This is a genomic window from Peribacillus sp. NPDC076916, from assembly GCF_050269675.1.
GTDB classification, from domain to species: domain Bacteria; phylum Bacillota; class Bacilli; order Bacillales; family DSM-1321; genus Peribacillus; species Peribacillus aracenensis.
Genome location: NZ_JBNNIU010000004.1, coordinates 1 through 16,234, shown reverse-complemented (window position 1 = coordinate 16,234; position 16,234 = coordinate 1). Strand labels below are relative to the sequence as shown.

General features: G+C 41.3%; 16 protein-coding genes and 1 tRNA gene. 9 read left to right on the top strand and 8 right to left on the bottom strand.

Features of this window, described 5'->3' with window-relative positions:
• Window positions 1-3: 3 nt before the first annotated feature.
• The 3 genes from ACQKFG_RS13705 to ACQKFG_RS13695 all read left to right on the top strand — a co-directional run bounded on the left by ACQKFG_RS13705 (window position 4) and on the right by ACQKFG_RS13695 (window position 1,844).
• Window positions 4-1,458 (top strand): alanine/glycine:cation symporter family protein, encoded by a 1,455-nt coding sequence (locus ACQKFG_RS13705; RefSeq protein ID WP_342614730.1) that lies wholly within the window; start codon window positions 4-6, stop codon window positions 1,456-1,458.
• Between the two features lie 102 nt (window positions 1,459-1,560).
• Complete coding sequence (locus ACQKFG_RS13700) at window positions 1,561-1,725, top strand: sugar diacid recognition domain-containing protein (RefSeq protein ID WP_427559763.1); 165 nt, start codon at window positions 1,561-1,563, stop codon at window positions 1,723-1,725.
• On the top strand, window positions 1,722-1,844 hold the full coding sequence (locus tag ACQKFG_RS13695) for a sugar diacid recognition domain-containing protein (RefSeq protein WP_427559760.1): 123 nt from the start codon (window positions 1,722-1,724) through the stop codon (window positions 1,842-1,844). The genes ACQKFG_RS13700 and ACQKFG_RS13695 overlap by 4 nt, the downstream gene beginning before the upstream one ends.
• Before the next feature lie 168 nt (window positions 1,845-2,012).
• Here the strand turns inward: ACQKFG_RS13695 and ACQKFG_RS13690 are convergent, their stop codons facing one another.
• The 4 genes from ACQKFG_RS13690 to ACQKFG_RS13675 all read right to left on the bottom strand — a co-directional run bounded on the left by ACQKFG_RS13690 (window position 2,013) and on the right by ACQKFG_RS13675 (window position 7,518).
• The gene (locus ACQKFG_RS13690; protein WP_427559757.1) at window positions 2,013-3,233 is read right to left on the bottom strand and encodes a PucR family transcriptional regulator; all 1,221 of its coding nucleotides are present in this window, start codon (window positions 3,231-3,233) and stop codon (window positions 2,013-2,015) included.
• Between the two features lie 131 nt (window positions 3,234-3,364).
• A complete protein-coding gene (gene putP / locus ACQKFG_RS13685; protein ID WP_349728880.1) occupies window positions 3,365-4,834 on the bottom strand; it encodes a sodium/proline symporter PutP in 1,470 nt (489 codons plus the stop codon).
• Window positions 4,835-5,001: 167 nt separating this feature from the next.
• Window positions 5,002-6,543, bottom strand: coding sequence for an L-glutamate gamma-semialdehyde dehydrogenase (pruA, locus tag ACQKFG_RS13680; protein ID WP_342614727.1), 1,542 nt, complete (start codon window positions 6,541-6,543; stop codon window positions 5,002-5,004).
• A 57-nt stretch (window positions 6,544-6,600) separates the two neighbouring features.
• Window positions 6,601-7,518, bottom strand: coding sequence for a proline dehydrogenase family protein (locus ACQKFG_RS13675; RefSeq protein ID WP_095394596.1), 918 nt, complete (start codon window positions 7,516-7,518; stop codon window positions 6,601-6,603).
• 400 nt (window positions 7,519-7,918) lie between these two features.
• On the opposite strand from ACQKFG_RS13675, the gene ACQKFG_RS13670 reads away from it, so the two are divergent.
• Window positions 7,919-8,086, top strand: coding sequence for a hypothetical protein (locus tag ACQKFG_RS13670; RefSeq protein WP_179891108.1), 168 nt, complete (start codon window positions 7,919-7,921; stop codon window positions 8,084-8,086).
• Window positions 8,087-8,637: 551 nt separating this feature from the next.
• Here the strand turns inward: ACQKFG_RS13670 and ACQKFG_RS13665 are convergent.
• The gene (locus ACQKFG_RS13665) at window positions 8,638-8,868 is read right to left on the bottom strand and encodes a helix-turn-helix transcriptional regulator (protein ID WP_141992925.1); all 231 of its coding nucleotides are present in this window, start codon (window positions 8,866-8,868) and stop codon (window positions 8,638-8,640) included.
• 241 nt (window positions 8,869-9,109) lie between these two features.
• Between ACQKFG_RS13665 and ACQKFG_RS13660 the strand changes: the two genes are divergently transcribed.
• The 4 genes from ACQKFG_RS13660 (at window position 9,110) to ACQKFG_RS13645 (ending at window position 12,848) form a co-directional block, all read left to right on the top strand.
• Window positions 9,110-9,505 carry a VOC family protein gene (locus tag ACQKFG_RS13660; RefSeq protein WP_192206840.1) on the top strand — a complete coding sequence of 132 codons (396 nt, stop codon included), beginning with the start codon at window positions 9,110-9,112 and terminating at the stop codon, window positions 9,503-9,505.
• A 24-nt stretch (window positions 9,506-9,529) separates the two neighbouring features.
• The gene (locus tag ACQKFG_RS13655) at window positions 9,530-9,901 is read left to right on the top strand and encodes an MmcQ/YjbR family DNA-binding protein (RefSeq protein ID WP_427559750.1); all 372 of its coding nucleotides are present in this window, start codon (window positions 9,530-9,532) and stop codon (window positions 9,899-9,901) included.
• A gap of 197 nt (window positions 9,902-10,098) precedes the next feature.
• Window positions 10,099-11,310: a PLP-dependent aminotransferase family protein gene (locus ACQKFG_RS13650; protein WP_427559747.1), complete on the top strand. Its 1,212-nt coding sequence runs from the start codon at window positions 10,099-10,101 to the stop codon at window positions 11,308-11,310.
• A 560-nt stretch (window positions 11,311-11,870) separates the two neighbouring features.
• Window positions 11,871-12,848: a tRNA dihydrouridine synthase gene (locus ACQKFG_RS13645; protein WP_427560768.1), complete on the top strand. Its 978-nt coding sequence runs from the start codon at window positions 11,871-11,873 to the stop codon at window positions 12,846-12,848.
• A 683-nt stretch (window positions 12,849-13,531) separates the two neighbouring features.
• Here the strand turns inward: ACQKFG_RS13645 and ACQKFG_RS13640 are convergent.
• Together ACQKFG_RS13640 and ACQKFG_RS13635 are read right to left on the bottom strand one after the other, a co-directional pair.
• Window positions 13,532-13,604, bottom strand: a tRNA-Ala gene (locus tag ACQKFG_RS13640).
• 214 nt (window positions 13,605-13,818) lie between these two features.
• Window positions 13,819-14,529, bottom strand: coding sequence for an MgtC/SapB family protein (locus tag ACQKFG_RS13635; protein ID WP_192206837.1), 711 nt, complete (start codon window positions 14,527-14,529; stop codon window positions 13,819-13,821).
• 149 nt (window positions 14,530-14,678) lie between these two features.
• Between ACQKFG_RS13635 and ACQKFG_RS13630 the strand changes: the two genes are divergently transcribed.
• The gene (locus ACQKFG_RS13630; protein WP_342614721.1) at window positions 14,679-15,578 is read left to right on the top strand and encodes a DMT family transporter; all 900 of its coding nucleotides are present in this window, start codon (window positions 14,679-14,681) and stop codon (window positions 15,576-15,578) included.
• A gap of 31 nt (window positions 15,579-15,609) precedes the next feature.
• Here the strand turns inward: ACQKFG_RS13630 and ACQKFG_RS13625 are convergent, their stop codons facing one another.
• The gene (locus tag ACQKFG_RS13625; protein ID WP_192206835.1) at window positions 15,610-15,795 is read right to left on the bottom strand and encodes a hypothetical protein; all 186 of its coding nucleotides are present in this window, start codon (window positions 15,793-15,795) and stop codon (window positions 15,610-15,612) included.
• Window positions 15,796-16,234 lie beyond the last annotated feature (439 nt).

Sequence of the window (16,234 nt, the reverse complement as noted above, 5' to 3'; positions counted from 1 at the left end):
TGATTGTCTGATTTTATTACGGCTTTAAATGGGGTTTTATGGAGTACGCCAGTCATTTATATTTTATTGGGAGTAGGTTTAGTATTCTCTATTTTAACCCGGTTTCTGCAAGTAAGGCATATTAAGGAAATGGTCATTTTGATGTTCCAAGGCAAAAGTTCGGAAGCGGGCGTTTCCTCGTTCCAAGCTTTATCCATAGCACTTTCGGGACGGGTCGGTACAGGTAACATTGCAGGAGTGGCAACGGCTATCGCCTTTGGTGGCCCTGGTGCCGTTTTTTGGATGTGGGCCATTGCCTTCATTGGAGCATCAAGTGCATTCGTGGAATCAACTTTAGCTCAAATATATAAAGTCAAACAAGACGGTCAATATCGAGGGGGACCAGCCTATTATATTGAAAAAGGAATGGGCGTGAAGTGGTTTGCTGTCCTTTTTGCATTCGCTGCACTAATAGCCATGGCTGTGCTGATGCCTGGTGTTCAGTCCAATTCAATTGCCGCCGGAGTGGAAAATGCATTCGGCATCAACCCGGTGATCACTGGGTTGGCAATTGTCCTTTTGCTGGGCTTCATTATATTCGGCGGTGTAAAACGGATAGCTAATGCTGCACAAATAATCGTGCCATTCATGGCCCTTGGTTATATATTATTATCTGTTGTCATCGTCCTAATGAACATTACAGAATTACCAGGAGTCATCTCTTTAATATTCAGAAGTGCCTTCGGGATGGATTCTGCATTTGGTGGGTTAATCGGGATGGCGGTAGCTTGGGGAGTGAAACGCGGCATTTATTCGAATGAGGCGGGACAAGGCACAGGTCCTCACCCTGCGGCTGCGGCTGAAGTATCGCACCCGGCAAAACAGGGTCTTGTCCAAGCATTCTCGGTTTATATCGACACATTGTTCGTTTGTTCCGCTACGGCCTTCATGATTTTATTTACAGGCATGTATAATACTCAAGCGGAAAATGGTTCATATATCGTCAATAATTTGGGCGATGTAACACCTGGTCCAGGGTATACACAAGCGGCAATCGATAGTGTAATCCCAGGCTTAGGTGCTGGCTTTGTAGCAATAGCCCTTTTCTTCTTCGCCTTTACGACTATCATGGCCTACTATTATATTGCGGAAACGAATATTGCCTATTTAATGCGCAAACGGAATAGTAAGTGGGCCATGCTGGCATTGAAACTTATCATACTTGCAGCTAGTTTTTATGGCACCATTCGTACGGCGGAGCTGGCTTGGGCATTAGGTGATGCTGGCTTGGGGATTATGGTATGGCTCAATGTCATTGCCATATTGATTCTTGCTAAGCCGGCGCTTATTACGTTAAAGGATTACGAAAAGCAAAAGAAGGCAGGGGTCGATCCGGTTTTCAATCCAAAAGCTTTAGGCATAAAAAATGCCGATTTTTGGGAGCATGAATACACCGGCGACAAGGAAAACGTTTCTTGAAGGAAAATGACCTTAAATTAATTTAAGAAGATACATGAAAAACCAGCTCAAGATATTTGAGAGCTGGTTTTTTATAGTTTTGCGATAACCAGGGGGGATGATATGTTAGCTAAATTAGCTCAAGAAATTGCGAATATAACCAGTGAAGTAATCGGGCATGACGTGCTTATTACGGATAAAGACGGAATGATTCTTGGTTCAAGCGATAAGTCGAGAATCGGCACATTGCATCAAGCTTCTCTTGGAGCCTTCGTCGTTAGGAAATGACTCACAATGAAGTGGTATCGAGTACATTGAAGGGAGTGAAACCTGGAATTACCATTCCCATTGAATTATCAGGGGAGTATGTTGGGACATTGGGCATCACGGGATGCTGGTCGTATTAAGCGTTCAAACGGGGAATTCTATATATACGAAGAAGGGGTGACCCCATCCGTCATTTTAGAAAAATAATAGGTGAAACATATATAAGGAGAGAGGAAAACGGCAGACCTAGCCGCTTTCTTCTCTCCTTGGCTTATTGAATTTCCCAAACTCAAAAACTGGGGACCTCTTTAAGATCTCTGCTTTATAAGCTGTAAATCGATGTATAGTTGCATTCTTGAATGAAAGTCATCAAAATCGATTGAGGTGAGATCGGTTATTTGATTCAATCTATATTTCAATGTGTTGGTATGGATGTATAGCTGTTCAGCTGTCGGTTTGATCCGGCAATTGTTAAACAGATATATTTCCAGTGTTTGAAGGAGTTTGGTTTGGCTTTCCTGGTCCTTCTTTTGAAGAATCTCTAGATCCGTATTGATATAATTCGTTTTAGTGTGATGGTTGGAGATCATTTCGAGGTAACGGAAAATCCCAAGCTTACTATATTGGAAGGGAAGCTGTTCAGGTTCACCGATGAACTTGGCTGCATTGATCACTTCCAGGGCTTCGAGATAGGATTTTCTTAATTGAAGAATGGAAGTGTACTCATTTCCGATACCCGGAAATATCTTCTTGTCATTGAATTGGGAAAGAACGGTGTTTGTTAAATCATTGGCGCTATCGGTAAGCAAATCTTTCCCTTTTCCATTGCTTCCAATCAAGACGATGATCTTCAATTGGTTTGTGAATACATGTGTAAAATGATTCAATGCATTGGCGAATAGGCTGACTGTATCCGATAATTCATCGAAATGTTCCGCATCGGATTGAGCGATGGTAAAGACATTGACAAGGAAATTTTCCGGAATGAGAAGACTCATATTGGCGGCTTCCCATTTTATTTGATTTTCCGTTTGATAGACTTCATCAATCACCTTTTGATAAAACTCATTTTTTTCTTCATCTTTTTTTATGTTTATCTGTTTTTTCTGATAAAGGAGCTTGCCGATATGATGGGAAACTTCATGTAAAAATTCCAAATCGGAATCAGTCATCATTTCCGTTTCTTGGACCCAAATGAATCCGAAGACCTGTCCTTTGTGAACGGCGCTCACAACGACTCTTTGATTTAATCCGATTTCCTCGATTTGTTTCACCCTGAATGGATGCTCCACGGTTTTAAGCTGTTCGACAATGCCCTCATCCATGAATTTTTCCAGAATTGGAATCGGCCAATGCTTTGTGAAGATGGTTTGCCGATTGGCTTGGTCGAAGTGTTCGATATAATATGAACTATATGCCAGCAATAAAAATTGGTCATTTTCGATGACGACTGGTTTTTTTAAATAAGTGCTGACCATATCCGTTATATCGTTGATGTTTGTGAGAGTCAGAATTTTTTCTAATGACATATATGGCCCCCTGTAGTTTTTTGAAGTGTATGACAACTTAGTATAATAATACTTTTAAAGTTATGATGTGTATAGGGGCAAGAACAAAGAAGGAACGGTATATGAAGAAATACCGTTCCTTTTAGGGGGATTTATGATTGTTTTAATGTTCTTTCGAATTCTTCGAATTGATTTTCTACTTCTTTAGATGGTTTCGCTGTTAGAAGGCTGACCAGGACGATGGCAATCAAGCTTGCGCCAAAACCAGGAATCATTTCATAAAGCGTATCGGATAATCCGGCCATGGACCAGAAAATTACAGTAGCGGCACCTACGATCATCCCTGCTAAAGCTCCCCATTTTGTCATCCGTTTCCAGAAGAGACTTAGTAAGACCAACGGACCGAATGAAGAACCGAATCCTGCCCACGCGTACCCGACAAGTCCAAGAATCGTGTCATTCTGCTCCCAAGATAGGATCAGCGCGATGATCGAAATGATCAGTACGGAAAGCCTGCCGAGGAAAACAAGTTCTTTATCTGAAGCGGTACGACGGAAGAAGGTTTTGTAAATATCCTCCGTTAAAGAACTGGCTGTTACCAGAAGCTGTGAAGCTATCGTACTCATAACGGCTGCAAGTATTGCAGAAATCAAGAAGCCAGTAATGAAGGGGTGAAATAATATTTCTCCTAAAACCATGAAGACGGTTTCAGGATCGTCTAGTTTCAGGTCGTTTTGAGAAAAATAAGTGATTCCGATGAATCCTGTCAGCATCGCACCGATACTGGCGAAAATCATCCAGCCCATCCCGATATTTCGAGCTTTCTTGATTTCCTTTACAGAACTGATTGCCATAAAGCGGACAATGATATGCGGCTGTCCGAAGTATCCCAGTCCCCATGCAAACAATGAGATGATGCCTAAAAAGCTCGTCCCTGTGAAAATGTTCAATAGTGCTGGATCAATGGAGCGTGCCGTGTCGATGGAAGGACCGAAACCTCCCACGTGGAATAAGGTGACAATCGGTACAAGGATCAAGGCGACGAACATGATGATTCCTTGAACGAAGTCCGTCCAGCTAACTGCCAGGAATCCCCCGAATAAGGTATATGCCACAACAACACCTGTTAAGATCCATAAACCTGTATGGTATTCCAGGCCAAATGTACTCCGGAATAGGACCCCGCCGGATACCATTCCTGATGAAACGTAAAATGTGAAGAATACCAGGATAACCAATGCCGAAATGAACCTTAGGATTCTTGAACCCTCGCCAAAACGATTTTCCAGGAAAGCGGGGATCGTAATGGAGTTATTGGCTACTTCCGTATAGGTCCTCAATCTTGGTGCAACATAAAGCCAGTTCGCATAGGCACCTAGTGTCAGGCCAAATACGATCCACATCGAACTTAGTCCTGTTGCAAACATGGCACCAGGCAGCCCCATTAAAAGCCAACCGCTCATATCCGCAGCCCCGGCACTTAAAGCGGTAACTGCTGCACCAAGACCCCGGTCGCCAAGCATATAGTCATTTAGATTAGAGGTCCTTTTGTAGGCGAAATATCCGATTAGCAACATGCCAGCCATGTAAATGCTGATTGAAATTATTAATGCGTAATCCATAAAAGACTCCCTTCATGATGAAATAAATAATTTTTTGTTTTAAAAGAGGAAGCAACCTATTTGTCACTTCCTCCATTTAACCTCATTATGGTTTTGGTATCCAGAATGGAAGATACGAAAACCATAAGGGGTTATAAATCATCTTCAAATTGCTTAATGGAACATTATCAGAATGTTTCGGACGTTGTTTTGGCTTGCATATGAAGCTGCAAGTAGTCCGGTCCGCCTGCCTTGGAATCGGTTCCTGACATGTTGAACCCGCCGAATGGCTGATAACCTACGATTGCGCCAGTGCAGCCGCGGTTGAAATACAAGTTCCCCACGTGGAATTCTTCGCGTGCTTTTTCCATGTTAAGGCGATTTGTCGTAATGACAGCTCCGGTCAAACCATATTCAGTGTTATTGGCGATTTCAAGAGCTTCGTTAAAGTCCTTCGCTTTTGTGAAAGCAACGACTGGTCCGAAAATTTCTTCTTGCATCAAGCGGCCTTGCGGATCGACATCAGCAACGATTGTCGGCTGAACGAAGTAGCCTTTAGAGCTGTCTCCTTCTCCTCCAGTCAGAATGCGTCCTTCTTGGTTCCCGATTTCAATATAGCTCATGATTTTGTCAAAAGCAGCTTGATCGATAACTGGTCCCATGAAATGATTTTCAACAGGATTACCAACTGTTAGCTGTTTTGTTAATTCAACAGCGCGATCTAATACTTGATCGTATACGTCTTCTACGATGACAGCACGGGAGCATGCAGAACATTTTTGTCCCGAGAAGCCAAATGCAGATTTCACGATCGATTGAGCGGCCAATTCAAGATCTGCCTCTTTGTCTACGACGATCGTATCTTTTCCGCCCATTTCAGCAATGACACGCTTCAGCCAAATTTGGCCTTCGTTCACTTCTGAAGCACGTTTGTAAATGCGCAGACCTACATCACGTGAACCTGTGAAGGAAATGAAACGTGTTTTAGGATGATCAACCAGGTAGTCGCCCACCTCGGCGCCGCTTCCTGGAACGAAATTCAATACACCTGCTGGAAGACCGGCTTCAAGCATCACTTCAACAAATTTCGCAGCAACGATAGGGGTAGTAGAAGCTGGTTTCAATAGAATTGTGTTACCAGTAACGATAGCGGCAACAGCTGTACCTGCCATGATCGCAAATGGGAAGTTCCAAGGAGAAATGATGATGCCTACCCCTAATGGAATGTAATCATAGCGGTTGAATTCGCCCGGACGGCTTTGAACTGGCACACCATCTTTAAGCGTCAGCATTTGGCGTGCATAGAATTCAAGGAAATCGATCGCTTCCGCTGTATCCGCATCAGCCTCATTCCAAGGTTTTCCCGCTTCTTTCGTCAATAACGCAGAGAACTCATGCTTGCGTCTGCGAATGATGGCAGCTGCTTTGAACAAAACGTCAGCACGGATTTCCGGCTTCACTTTTTTCCAGCTTTCAAAAGCGGTAACAGCTTCCTGCATGGCTTTTTCAGCAAGATCCCTGTTCGCTTTCGATACTCGGCCGATGACCTCTTGCTTATCTGCAGGGTTATATGAAACGATTTTCTCATCAGTCGTCACTTTCTCTGCCCCGATATAAAGAGGGTAGTCTTGCCCTAAGTAGCCTTCAACAGTTTGAAGTGCTTCCTGATATGCTTTTTTGTTTTCCTCGTTTGTAAAATCGACAAATGGTTCGTGTTTATATGAAATCATTGATAATCACACCTTTTAATAGATTTTTTGTAGCCATTAATAATGTTGAATGTATATTTAGCTTCTGACCATCCCTTTGAAGGCAAAGGCAATATTGGATGGCCGTTCTGCAAGCCTTCTCATGAAGTATCCATACCAATCCAGACCATATGGTACATAGACGCGCATTTTGTAACCTTGCTTGACCAATTCGTATTGAGTTTTATTTCTCATGCCATAAAGCATTTGAAATTCGAATTGTGTATTCGGGATGTCGAACTTCTTAGCCAGCTCTTTTGTATATTCGATGATTTTGTCATCATGTGAGGCAATGGCCGTATAATTTCCGTTAAGAAGACTTTGCTTAATCAACTTTTTATAGTTTTCGTCTACATCATTCTTTTCGGGAAAAGCTACCTCGGCAGATTCCTTGTAGGCACCCTTTACGAGACGCAGGAATGGCTTATATTGGCCAAGGTCCTCCAAATCTTTCTCTGTGCGGAATAAATATGCTTGTAGAACAGTACTTATGCAGCTGTATTTTTCTTTGAACTGTCTAAAGATATCGATAGTTGCCTGACAGCGAACTTCATCTTCCATATCGATCGTGACCATGACTTTATGTTTTTCGGCTGTATCAAGAATTTTCGTCATATTCTCGATCACGAGTTTATGATCGATATCGAGTCCCAAAGAAGTCATCTTCAGAGAAACCTGTGAATCAAGTTTTTCCCTGCTGATCATTTCGATGGTTTCGATGCATTCTGCCGTCCGTTCTTGAGTCACTTCCTTAGAATCAACGAATTCCCCAAGGTGGTCTACTGTAACAGACAAGCCGCTATTGTTAAGTTGTTTAATGAATTTAATGGAACTTTGGAAATCAGTTCCCCCAATGATCTTTCCAGCAGCAAAATTTCCTCCGCTTTTTTTAGCAATATTATTAAGCAGATTATTTTTAGATAAAAATAAGAAAAAGTCCCTTGTAATGGCTTCCATATAAAGCGCACCCCCTAAGAAGATGTATTTCAATAAATTAAGCTTACGGTTTTTCGACAATATTCTCAATGTTCCAAAAAAACAATAATTCTGTCATTTGTTTGTCGGTTTTGGACAAATGAAAAGGTTTACATTGCTTCTTGTATGTTCGGATGAAACGAAGGTTTATATTTTAACTTAAAGAGAAACGCTAGAGGTAGAGCCTTTATTAGTAAGCAATGATGTGAATGACAGCAATAAATACGTTTAAAAGTGGCATCTCGACCATAATCATCCAATGCGTTATAATGAACCTTATTTAACAGAATGGGCAAGGCCCAAGAAAAACCGATAAATGACAAAAGTAAAATAGATGTAAAACCGTAATTAAGTCGCATCGGCAAGCCGGGGAGGTTAAGGAATGATGGATGCTGTACTTGAAGAACTTAGAGAAACATCAGGATTGATAATAGGATTAATCTTGGCCCTGGTAATAATGGGTCTGATCGGCTATGCCCTTACGAATGTACATGAATCGATTGTGTCACCTGTGGTTCAGTTCATAAAGAAAATGGTTAGTCGAAAATAGCTTTATAGGAATATATAACCTTTTGTCCCTTTTAGACAATCCCTGCAGGGTTTTTCTAAAAGGGACAAAAGAACCGCAAGATATATACATATCATCAAAAACCCCCGCTCCTAATGGAATGGAAGTGGGGGTTTATTTTTTAGATTCAGGGGAAGTTGGAATTGAAGGTATTATCAATGACCCAGCCTTGGGCGAGTCAATTTGTCCTGGGGGAGGTTAAATACGAAACAAGGTCATGGAGAACGAATTATCGTACCGTGGCCTACTGGCAATCCAGATGTTGCTGGATAAGCAAGGATATTCAAAGGACAAACCTTCAACCTTGTATGATTATGGGTGTATGTAAGGTTAATTGCTTGAAGGTAATTGAAAATAACGGAACGCAGGTAATATTGGAAGGGACTTCAAAGTGGGAGGGGGCGCTTGGGAAGTTAAGGACATGCAGCTGCTGGATGACTTATTCCAGCGAAAGGACAGCATGGTTTATGGGGCATGAACAAGGATTGAACAAACACATTTAGCCCCGGCCATTACGCTAGGGCCCTTTTTGTTTACAAATCAAAGTAGTCATCTGCCTTTGCGCCAGCATCTATGCTTCGAACCGCCTTCATGATTTTCTTTAAAACCCCGGCTGACGGTACATACTTAGGATCGCTGCAAACTCTGCTTATCGTATTACGTGAGATTCCTGACGCACTGACAAACTCCTCTTGTGTATATCCGTGCTTATCGATTAATTTACCGACCTTGCTCCGCAACTTTCTCTTTCCGAATCTAAACATTTGATAACCTCCTAGAATCATTTACTAGCAGTCTAGTCCAACTTTCACAAAAATATACACATAGTTTCGCAAAAATTAGGCATGCAAACCGTTGGTCGGAACAAACCAGTTTTGACAGATTGTATGATGAAGCTCCAAGTTCTTTGAATTTATTTCCATTCCCATTATAATAGTATATGTAAGCTAACAGATTGGATAAGGTAAGTGAATAGTTAATTCATATGTTACTTAGGAGGGAATCATGGGAAGATTAGTTCATTTCGAAATTCATGTGAATGACATGGAACGGGCAAAGAAGTTTTATGGAGAGGTATTTGGATGGTCATTTCAAGATTGGAGTGAGTATGCAGGCATGCCTTACTTTGGAGCGGTAACTGGCGATGAGAAAGAACTTGGGATCAATGGTGCTTTGATGCAGCGTCAAAGTGCTCCGCCGGAAACAAACCAAGCATTAAATGGATTTGCTTGTACAATGGGCGTGGAAGATTACGATTTAACGGAAGCTAAAATTATTGAGAATGGCGGTAACGTCGCAATGCCCAAATATGCCCTGCCTGGTATGGCTTGGCAAGGCTACTATATTGATACCGAAGGCAATATATTCGGAATTCATCAACCTGATGTAAACGCAAAATAGAGTGGATAATAGGTGAATTAAAACATGAAATTACAAGACACGGCAGCCATGCTTGAAATTGTACGCAATATCTGCCTTGCACTACCTGAAGCTGTTGAACATATTGACGGCTTCGGCCACAATACTTTTAAAATCAATGGAAAATCCTTCGTGATTTCAGGTGAAAGCGAGAAGGGATTCAGCTTGTCGTTCAAGTCAGATCGAGAAACTCAGGAATTATTGCTGCAGAACGAGAATTTTTTCAAAACCCCATATATAGGCCATCACGGTTGGGTTTCTATTCAAAATCCGGATAAGGAAGACTGGGATGAATTGACCTATCTAATTAATGAAGCCTATTTACGCGCGGCACCGAAGCGTTTGGTTAAGAAATGGAATGAGTTGCATAAAAAGTGAAGAAGGGCGGACGATCTGCCTTTCTTTATTTTTTTAGGTTCTTTCATCATTCCTTTGGAGCGGCCAAGAGATTTCTAAAAGATCAAGAGGCATTGTTGTCTCTTGATGACTATTAGCGTGTATCATGAAATAAGAAGCTATCTTCAAAAATTGCGAGAATCAATCAGGTTTGATTGACGGAAAGGTGTATGGTTGAAGTGAATGTTGAATCTTTTTTTCCTGAGAACATTAAAGCGGCACTTAAGAATGATCCGCCCGGTGCATGGATGCCAGATTTGCCAGAAGGTTGCATTCGCCTGAGTTCAGGCTATCCAGATCCTACTCTCGTTCCTGCTGAGGAGCTCAAGGTAGCTGTAGCCAGACTTCTTGATGAGGAGCAGGATTTGCCGCTCCATTATATCGGAAGTCCAAGAATTGCAAGACTAAAGCATCAAATCCAAAAAAGATTGGGAGAGCGTGGAATTTCCATTTTGGAAGATCAGCTTTTGATTACATCAGGAGCTTGCCAGGGGATTGATCTTATTGCCCGCGTCCTTCTTGATGATAAAGTGGCCGTAGCGGTAGAGTCTCCCACCTATATGGAGGCTTTAGAGATTTTTCAAAACTATACGAAGCAGATAATTAGTATACCTATAGATGAACAGGGTCTCCAAACGTACCGATTAAAAGAAATACTGGATGAAAGGAAACGTACAGGTCTAACCCTCCCACGTTTTCTATATACAATCCCAACCTTTCAAAATCCTACAGGGACGACTATGACAATGGAACGCCGAAAGCATTTAGTGGAGCTTTCCATCGAGTTTGATTTCCTCATTATAGAGGATGATGCATACGGAGAACTATCCTTTGATAAAAATCCGGTGCCAATAAAATCTATGGATAAATGCGGGCGAGTCCTCCAAGTTGGGTCTTTATCCAAGGTTGTTGCACCAGGAATGCGGATTGGATGGATAGCAGGGGAAAGTGAATTCATTAAGGCTTTAGAGTGGTTTAAAAAAGATTTGGACCATCCATTTGCTCAAAGTGCAATGGCTGTATACTTAGAAAACACCGATTTTGAGAAACGGCTCGACCTTCTAAAGGATGTGTATCGTTCTAAATGTACTGCGTTAATCCGTGCGATGGAACAATTTCTTCCAGAATCCGTTTCCTGGTATGTACCAGATGGCGGTTACTTTGTATGGGTGAGAGTTCCAGGTGTTGATACGTCGGATTTATTATCACAGGCACTGGCTGAGGGTGTTTCGTATGTTCCAGGGAAATACTTTTTCTTGGATCAAAACGATGGAACCGAGTTTCTCCGGCTCTCGTTCAGTTATGCCAATGAGAAAGAAATAATAGAGGGAATTCGAAGGCTAGGCCAGCTTATCGCATCTTTTTCCAAAGATTGTCCTGGAGGATTGTAAGTTAGTTAATCAGTGCAATGTTAACATTCCAAGCTATTTCGTTGCTTTTTTAATGAATTTGAATGCGCCTGCTTCCGGATAGGAGGTAGGTGCATTTTCCTGTAATGCCCTATAGTGTTCAGTAATGGCTTTATATCAGAGTTGGATTTGGAATGGAAGATGTCTAATCAAAAAATGCCCTTGCTAGTTTAAAGAAACATTTGCCAGTTCTACCCTGATTTCGTTGAAAAGTACTTTTGCGATTTCGGGGGTCTTTTTATTGTTAAACCCTTGTCAATCCAGTGTTCTTCCAATTTTATTTTTGGTTTTTTTGGAAAAATTTTATTTTAACTCGAACAGTGGAATGCTGGTTGATGGGTTGGGTTTTAGTAGGAGATATTTTGTAAAAAGATTGTGAAGTTAAAATAATCCCCGATTTCGGGAAATAAACATATCCGATCAGTTTGATAAAAAGTGATTAAGCATGGTATAAGTGTAAAAGAAGCAGGGACATTTTGCTTTTTAATTTTGGGATAAGGGGTTGGCCTGGTATCCCATAATGAGAGGATTTGGATTTGAACATGATAGATAATTTTTGGCGTGATTTACCACGACCTTTTTTTATACTGGCACCAATGGAAGATGTGACGGATGTTGTTTTTCGCCATGTAGTGAGTGAAGCAGCCAGACCTGATGTGTTTTTTACAGAGTTTACAAACACGGAGAGTTATTGTCACCCAGAGGGGAAACAAAGTGTGCGTGGACGTTTGACTTTTACAGAGGATGAACAACCAATTGTAGCCCACATATGGGGGGATAAGCCTGAACACTTTCGGCAAATGAGTATTGGTATGGCGAAACTAGGTTATCGGGGTGTGGATATCAATATGGGCTGTCCTGTACCTAATGTGACACAGAATGGGAAGGGAAGCGGCCTTATCCGTCGTCCAGAAGTTGCAGCAGATTTAATACAAGCAGCAAAAGCAGGAGGATTGCCGGTAAGTGTAAAGACAAGGCTTGGTTTCACGGAAGTAGACGAGTGGCACGACTGGCTGACACACATATTGAAACAAGACATTGTCAATCTATCCATTCATCTGCGTACAAGAAAGGAAATGAGCAAAGTAGACGCTCATTGGGAACTAATCCCGGAGATCAAGAAACTTCGTGACCAGGTGGCACCAGATACACTCTTGACGATCAATGGGGATATCCCTGACCGTCAAACTGGCTTAAAGCTCGCTCATCAATACGGCATTGATGGAGTTATGATTGGGCGCGGTATTTTCAATAATCCATTTGCCTTTGAAAAGCAGCCGCAAGATCATAGTAGTAAGGAATTGCTTGATCTATTAAGGTTGCATCTGGATCTCCATGATAAATATTCAAAATTAGGACTACGTTCGTTCAAGGCTCTTCATCGCTTTTTTAAGATATATGTCCGCGGGTTTCGAGGGGCAAGTGAATTAAGAAATCAATTAATGAGCACAGAGTCAACAGATGAAGTGCGTGCACTGCTTGATAACTTTGGGTCAAAGAATCTTGATGGAATGGGATAACAGTAGAAGTGTCCCCATTCAGGTGAAAGTGAAGTAGGTCGTTACTTTATATGTTTGTTAATACATGTAAAAAACACACCTAAATGGCTTCTTACATGAAATATTGCTAAAGGAATCAGATGATACTGGTTCCTTTATTTTTTTGTGAAATCCACCAGCCCCCCATGCGTGGTCAATTATAGTAAACCCATGTGGAGATCGGTAGAAATTCACTTGAACATATGATCGATTTTGAACTGGTTTCTGCTCATGGCATGAACTACGGGAATGCGACAAGGTGAAATACCCGGACTACGCGAAAGATGCTGACTTAGAGAAAGGGGGAATAACTATTAGACAAACGTTAAGTCACGACGGAAGGACAATAATAAATGGGGCTAAAACCAAGTCGAGTTTACGAACCATTAATTTATCTGAGAAGGATGCTTTAAGGGGGAATTAACCGTTTCAAAAGAGAGACCAAGATTAGGGGATATTTATCAAGATCACTTATTTAGTGGCTTGCACTCAGCATGGAACTCCTAATGATCCAATGAATGAATTAAATTAGACGATGTACTTAAAAACCGTGTTGTTCAAGGGGATATATGTGAACGTCATCTCAGAACGATTGGGATACAGTAGTCAAAGGGGAGGATTAGATAAAAAGAAAAAAACCCTTGCTACGCAAGGGTTTTCGAATATGGAGCATAGCGGGATCGAACCGCTGACCTCTACGCTGCCAGCGTAGCGCTCTCCCAGCTGAGCTAATGCCCCGAATTGAGGTACAATAATTATTTTATCGGATTTTGGTGAAAAGTCAATAATAAATATGAGATTTTTGCAAAAATGATAAATGGCCATTAATTTAAGAGGATGCCCAATGGGGGGGGGGGATGGTCTACATAGCGGACTCGTTGAGGCTTGATTTCTTAATATGGAGGGAAATTCAAAGGGGTTCGGAATATTTACTTCCGAACCCCTTTTATCTTTATCCTGAATTTTCAATCTCAACCCTTTTAATCTCCTTTAGATTGGAGACAGTGTAATACACTTCCGATGTCCTGATTTTATGATCGACCAGGACTTTAAGTGTCAAAAGGTGGTTGTCATTTGCCACATCTTTAATTCTAAGGTTTTTGATGAATATTTTTTCGTCTTTGATTTTTTTCAGTACGATGGCAATGTCATCTTTATTTTGTACGACTAGCTGCAGAAGAATTTCCTTTTGCCGTAACTTCATCGGTCCGAGCCAGGTGACGATTGCGGGCACCAATTCGACACTTATGATCAATAGGATGACGCCGGCTATTGCTTCGAGAAAAAATCCTGCTCCAACGGCGATTCCGATTCCCGCTGCTCCCCAGATGATGGCGGCTGTCGTTAATCCGGATATGCTGTTGTTGTCCCTCCGGAGAATGACGCCTGCACCGATAAAGCCTACCCCGGAAACAATCTGAGCCGCCAGACGCAAGGGGTCCATTGTGATATTTACGTCGTCGCTCCCCGGGAACTTATAAGCGGATTCCATGGAAACGATCGTTAATAAACAGCTGACGATTGAAATGACCAGGCTTGTTTTTAATCCAACGGGTTTTCGTTTCATTTCTCGCTCTAGTCCGATAATTAGTCCAAGGAGAGCTGAAATCCCCAATTTGATAAGGATTTGCAGTTCCGATTGAGGGTCGAATGTCCATTCCATTTTGTTTCACCACTTCCGAATTATTATCGAATAATAAGATCGTCTGTTGCCATATGCCCGTTTTCTAAAAAAGACTACCCTAATAATTTTAACATAGTAGAATAGAGTTCAATGAAACGTAATTCCGTTGAAAGGAGGAATTTAAGTAAATGCCAAAATTGAATCCTTATGTAGCGTTAGCGATCGGTGTGGCATCCGTATCGTTTTCGGCCATCCTTGTTAAATTGGCGACAGCTCCATCGGGTGTTATCGCCTTTTACCGTTTATTATTTACTGTGCTTCTTATGTTGCCGGTTTTCTTGGTGAAATACCGTCATGAACTTAAATTCATTAAAAAAAGGGATTGGCTGTATTCGATTGCGGCAGGAGTGTTTTTGGCTTTTCATTTTATATTATGGTTTGAATCGCTTAATTACACATCGGTCGCAAGTTCAACTGTGCTTGTCACACTCCAGCCTTTATTCGCTTTTGCAGGAGCCTACCTGTTTTTTAAAGAAAGGTTTTCGATGAAGGCGATATTGAGCGGCGTCATTGCGATAGCAGGCAGCCTTGTCATTAGCTGGGGTGATTTGAGAATCAGCGGCATGGCGCTTTGGGGAGATATTCTTTCGCTTATCGCATGTGCGCTGGTAACCGGTTATTTATTGTTTGGTCAAAATGTTCGAAAACGCATCTCTTCTATAACATATACTTTTGTCGTGTATGCAATCAGCGCTGTCGCATTGTTTTTCTATGTGATCTTCAAAGGAGAGGCATTGGCGCCTTATCCTGCTTCTGATTGGATCAATTTCGTTCTGCTTGCGATTTTCCCGACTCTATTAGGGCATTCTTTATTCAATTGGTCACTAAAGTGGTTAAGCACTTCGACGCTTTCAATGGGAATTTTACTTGAACCGGTGGGAGCGACAATTCTGGCTTATTTCATATTGGATGAACCGATACTCTGGACGCAGGTCCTTGGAGGTACCATCATATTGGGTGGTTTGATGATGTTCTTAAAGGATGAAAAGAAAAGCAAGGTAAATAAAGAAGCGCAAGTTTCCGTATAAAAGCAGTAAGTCTCCCGACTTACTGCTTTTATTAATAGGGGTGAAACAAATAGGTGATCCGTGTGAAAATCAATCCAAAAGTAAAGCTGAATAAAAACGTCGTACCATTCACTTTGCCTTTTTCCCTGCTGAACTTGATGGCTTCATAAAAAGCGGTACTGAATAAATAAAGGGCCATACAGTAAGAAATGAGTAATCCGATTAATGAGAGATTCATTGCTTCACCTCATGGAAAAAAGATATCTATATATGTCTATTTGTGTTTCTTTTGAAATATGCTTCGTTTATTCATAATACATGAGTTTGGTCCGGAAACAGGGTGGGTGTGATGATGATGTAAAGAATATATAGATTGGAACAGGTGAAAATGTTTTTTTTGAAAAAGTTTTAAAAAACGTATTGCAAACACTTTTAGTACATGGTATATTATTTCTTGTCGCTAAGACAACAACTTAAACAACTAACAAGTTGGAAAAACATTTTAAAAAAAGTTGTTGACGAAACGTGACAGAATGTGTTACATTATAGAGGTCGCTTCTGAGAGAAACGACAACAAAAATTGCTCTTTGAAAACTGAACAAAACAAAGCGCCAACGTTAAATTTTAAGTGAGCACACACTATTAAAAAAGCAAATGAGCAAGTCAAACATTTCTTC

Bases quoted from the DNA above. Each gene is read 5' to 3' on its own strand.
- ACQKFG_RS13700 (WP_427559763.1), top strand. From the start codon at position 1,561: ATGTTAGCTAAATTAGCTCAAGAAATTGCGAATATAACCAGTGAAGTA.
- ACQKFG_RS13695 (WP_427559760.1), top strand. From the start codon at position 1,722: ATGACTCACAATGAAGTGGTATCGAGTACATTGAAGGGAGTGAAACCT.
- ACQKFG_RS13690 (WP_427559757.1), bottom strand. From the start codon at position 3,233: ATGTCATTAGAAAAAATTCTGACTCTCACAAACATCAACGATATAACG.
- putP (WP_349728880.1), bottom strand. From the start codon at position 4,834: ATGGATTACGCATTAATAATTTCAATCAGCATTTACATGGCTGGCATG.
- pruA (WP_342614727.1), bottom strand. From the start codon at position 6,543: ATGATTTCATATAAACACGAACCATTTGTCGATTTTACAAACGAGGAA.
- ACQKFG_RS13675 (WP_095394596.1), bottom strand. From the start codon at position 7,518: ATGGAAGCCATTACAAGGGACTTTTTCTTATTTTTATCTAAAAATAAT.
- ACQKFG_RS13670 (WP_179891108.1), top strand. From the start codon at position 7,919: ATGATGGATGCTGTACTTGAAGAACTTAGAGAAACATCAGGATTGATA.
- ACQKFG_RS13665 (WP_141992925.1), bottom strand. From the start codon at position 8,868: ATGTTTAGATTCGGAAAGAGAAAGTTGCGGAGCAAGGTCGGTAAATTA.
- ACQKFG_RS13660 (WP_192206840.1), top strand. From the start codon at position 9,110: ATGGGAAGATTAGTTCATTTCGAAATTCATGTGAATGACATGGAACGG.
- ACQKFG_RS13655 (WP_427559750.1), top strand. From the start codon at position 9,530: ATGAAATTACAAGACACGGCAGCCATGCTTGAAATTGTACGCAATATC.
- ACQKFG_RS13645 (WP_427560768.1), top strand. From the start codon at position 11,871: ATGATAGATAATTTTTGGCGTGATTTACCACGACCTTTTTTTATACTG.
- ACQKFG_RS13635 (WP_192206837.1), bottom strand. From the start codon at position 14,529: ATGGAATGGACATTCGACCCTCAATCGGAACTGCAAATCCTTATCAAA.
- ACQKFG_RS13630 (WP_342614721.1), top strand. From the start codon at position 14,679: ATGCCAAAATTGAATCCTTATGTAGCGTTAGCGATCGGTGTGGCATCC.
- ACQKFG_RS13625 (WP_192206835.1), bottom strand. From the start codon at position 15,795: ATGAATCTCTCATTAATCGGATTACTCATTTCTTACTGTATGGCCCTT.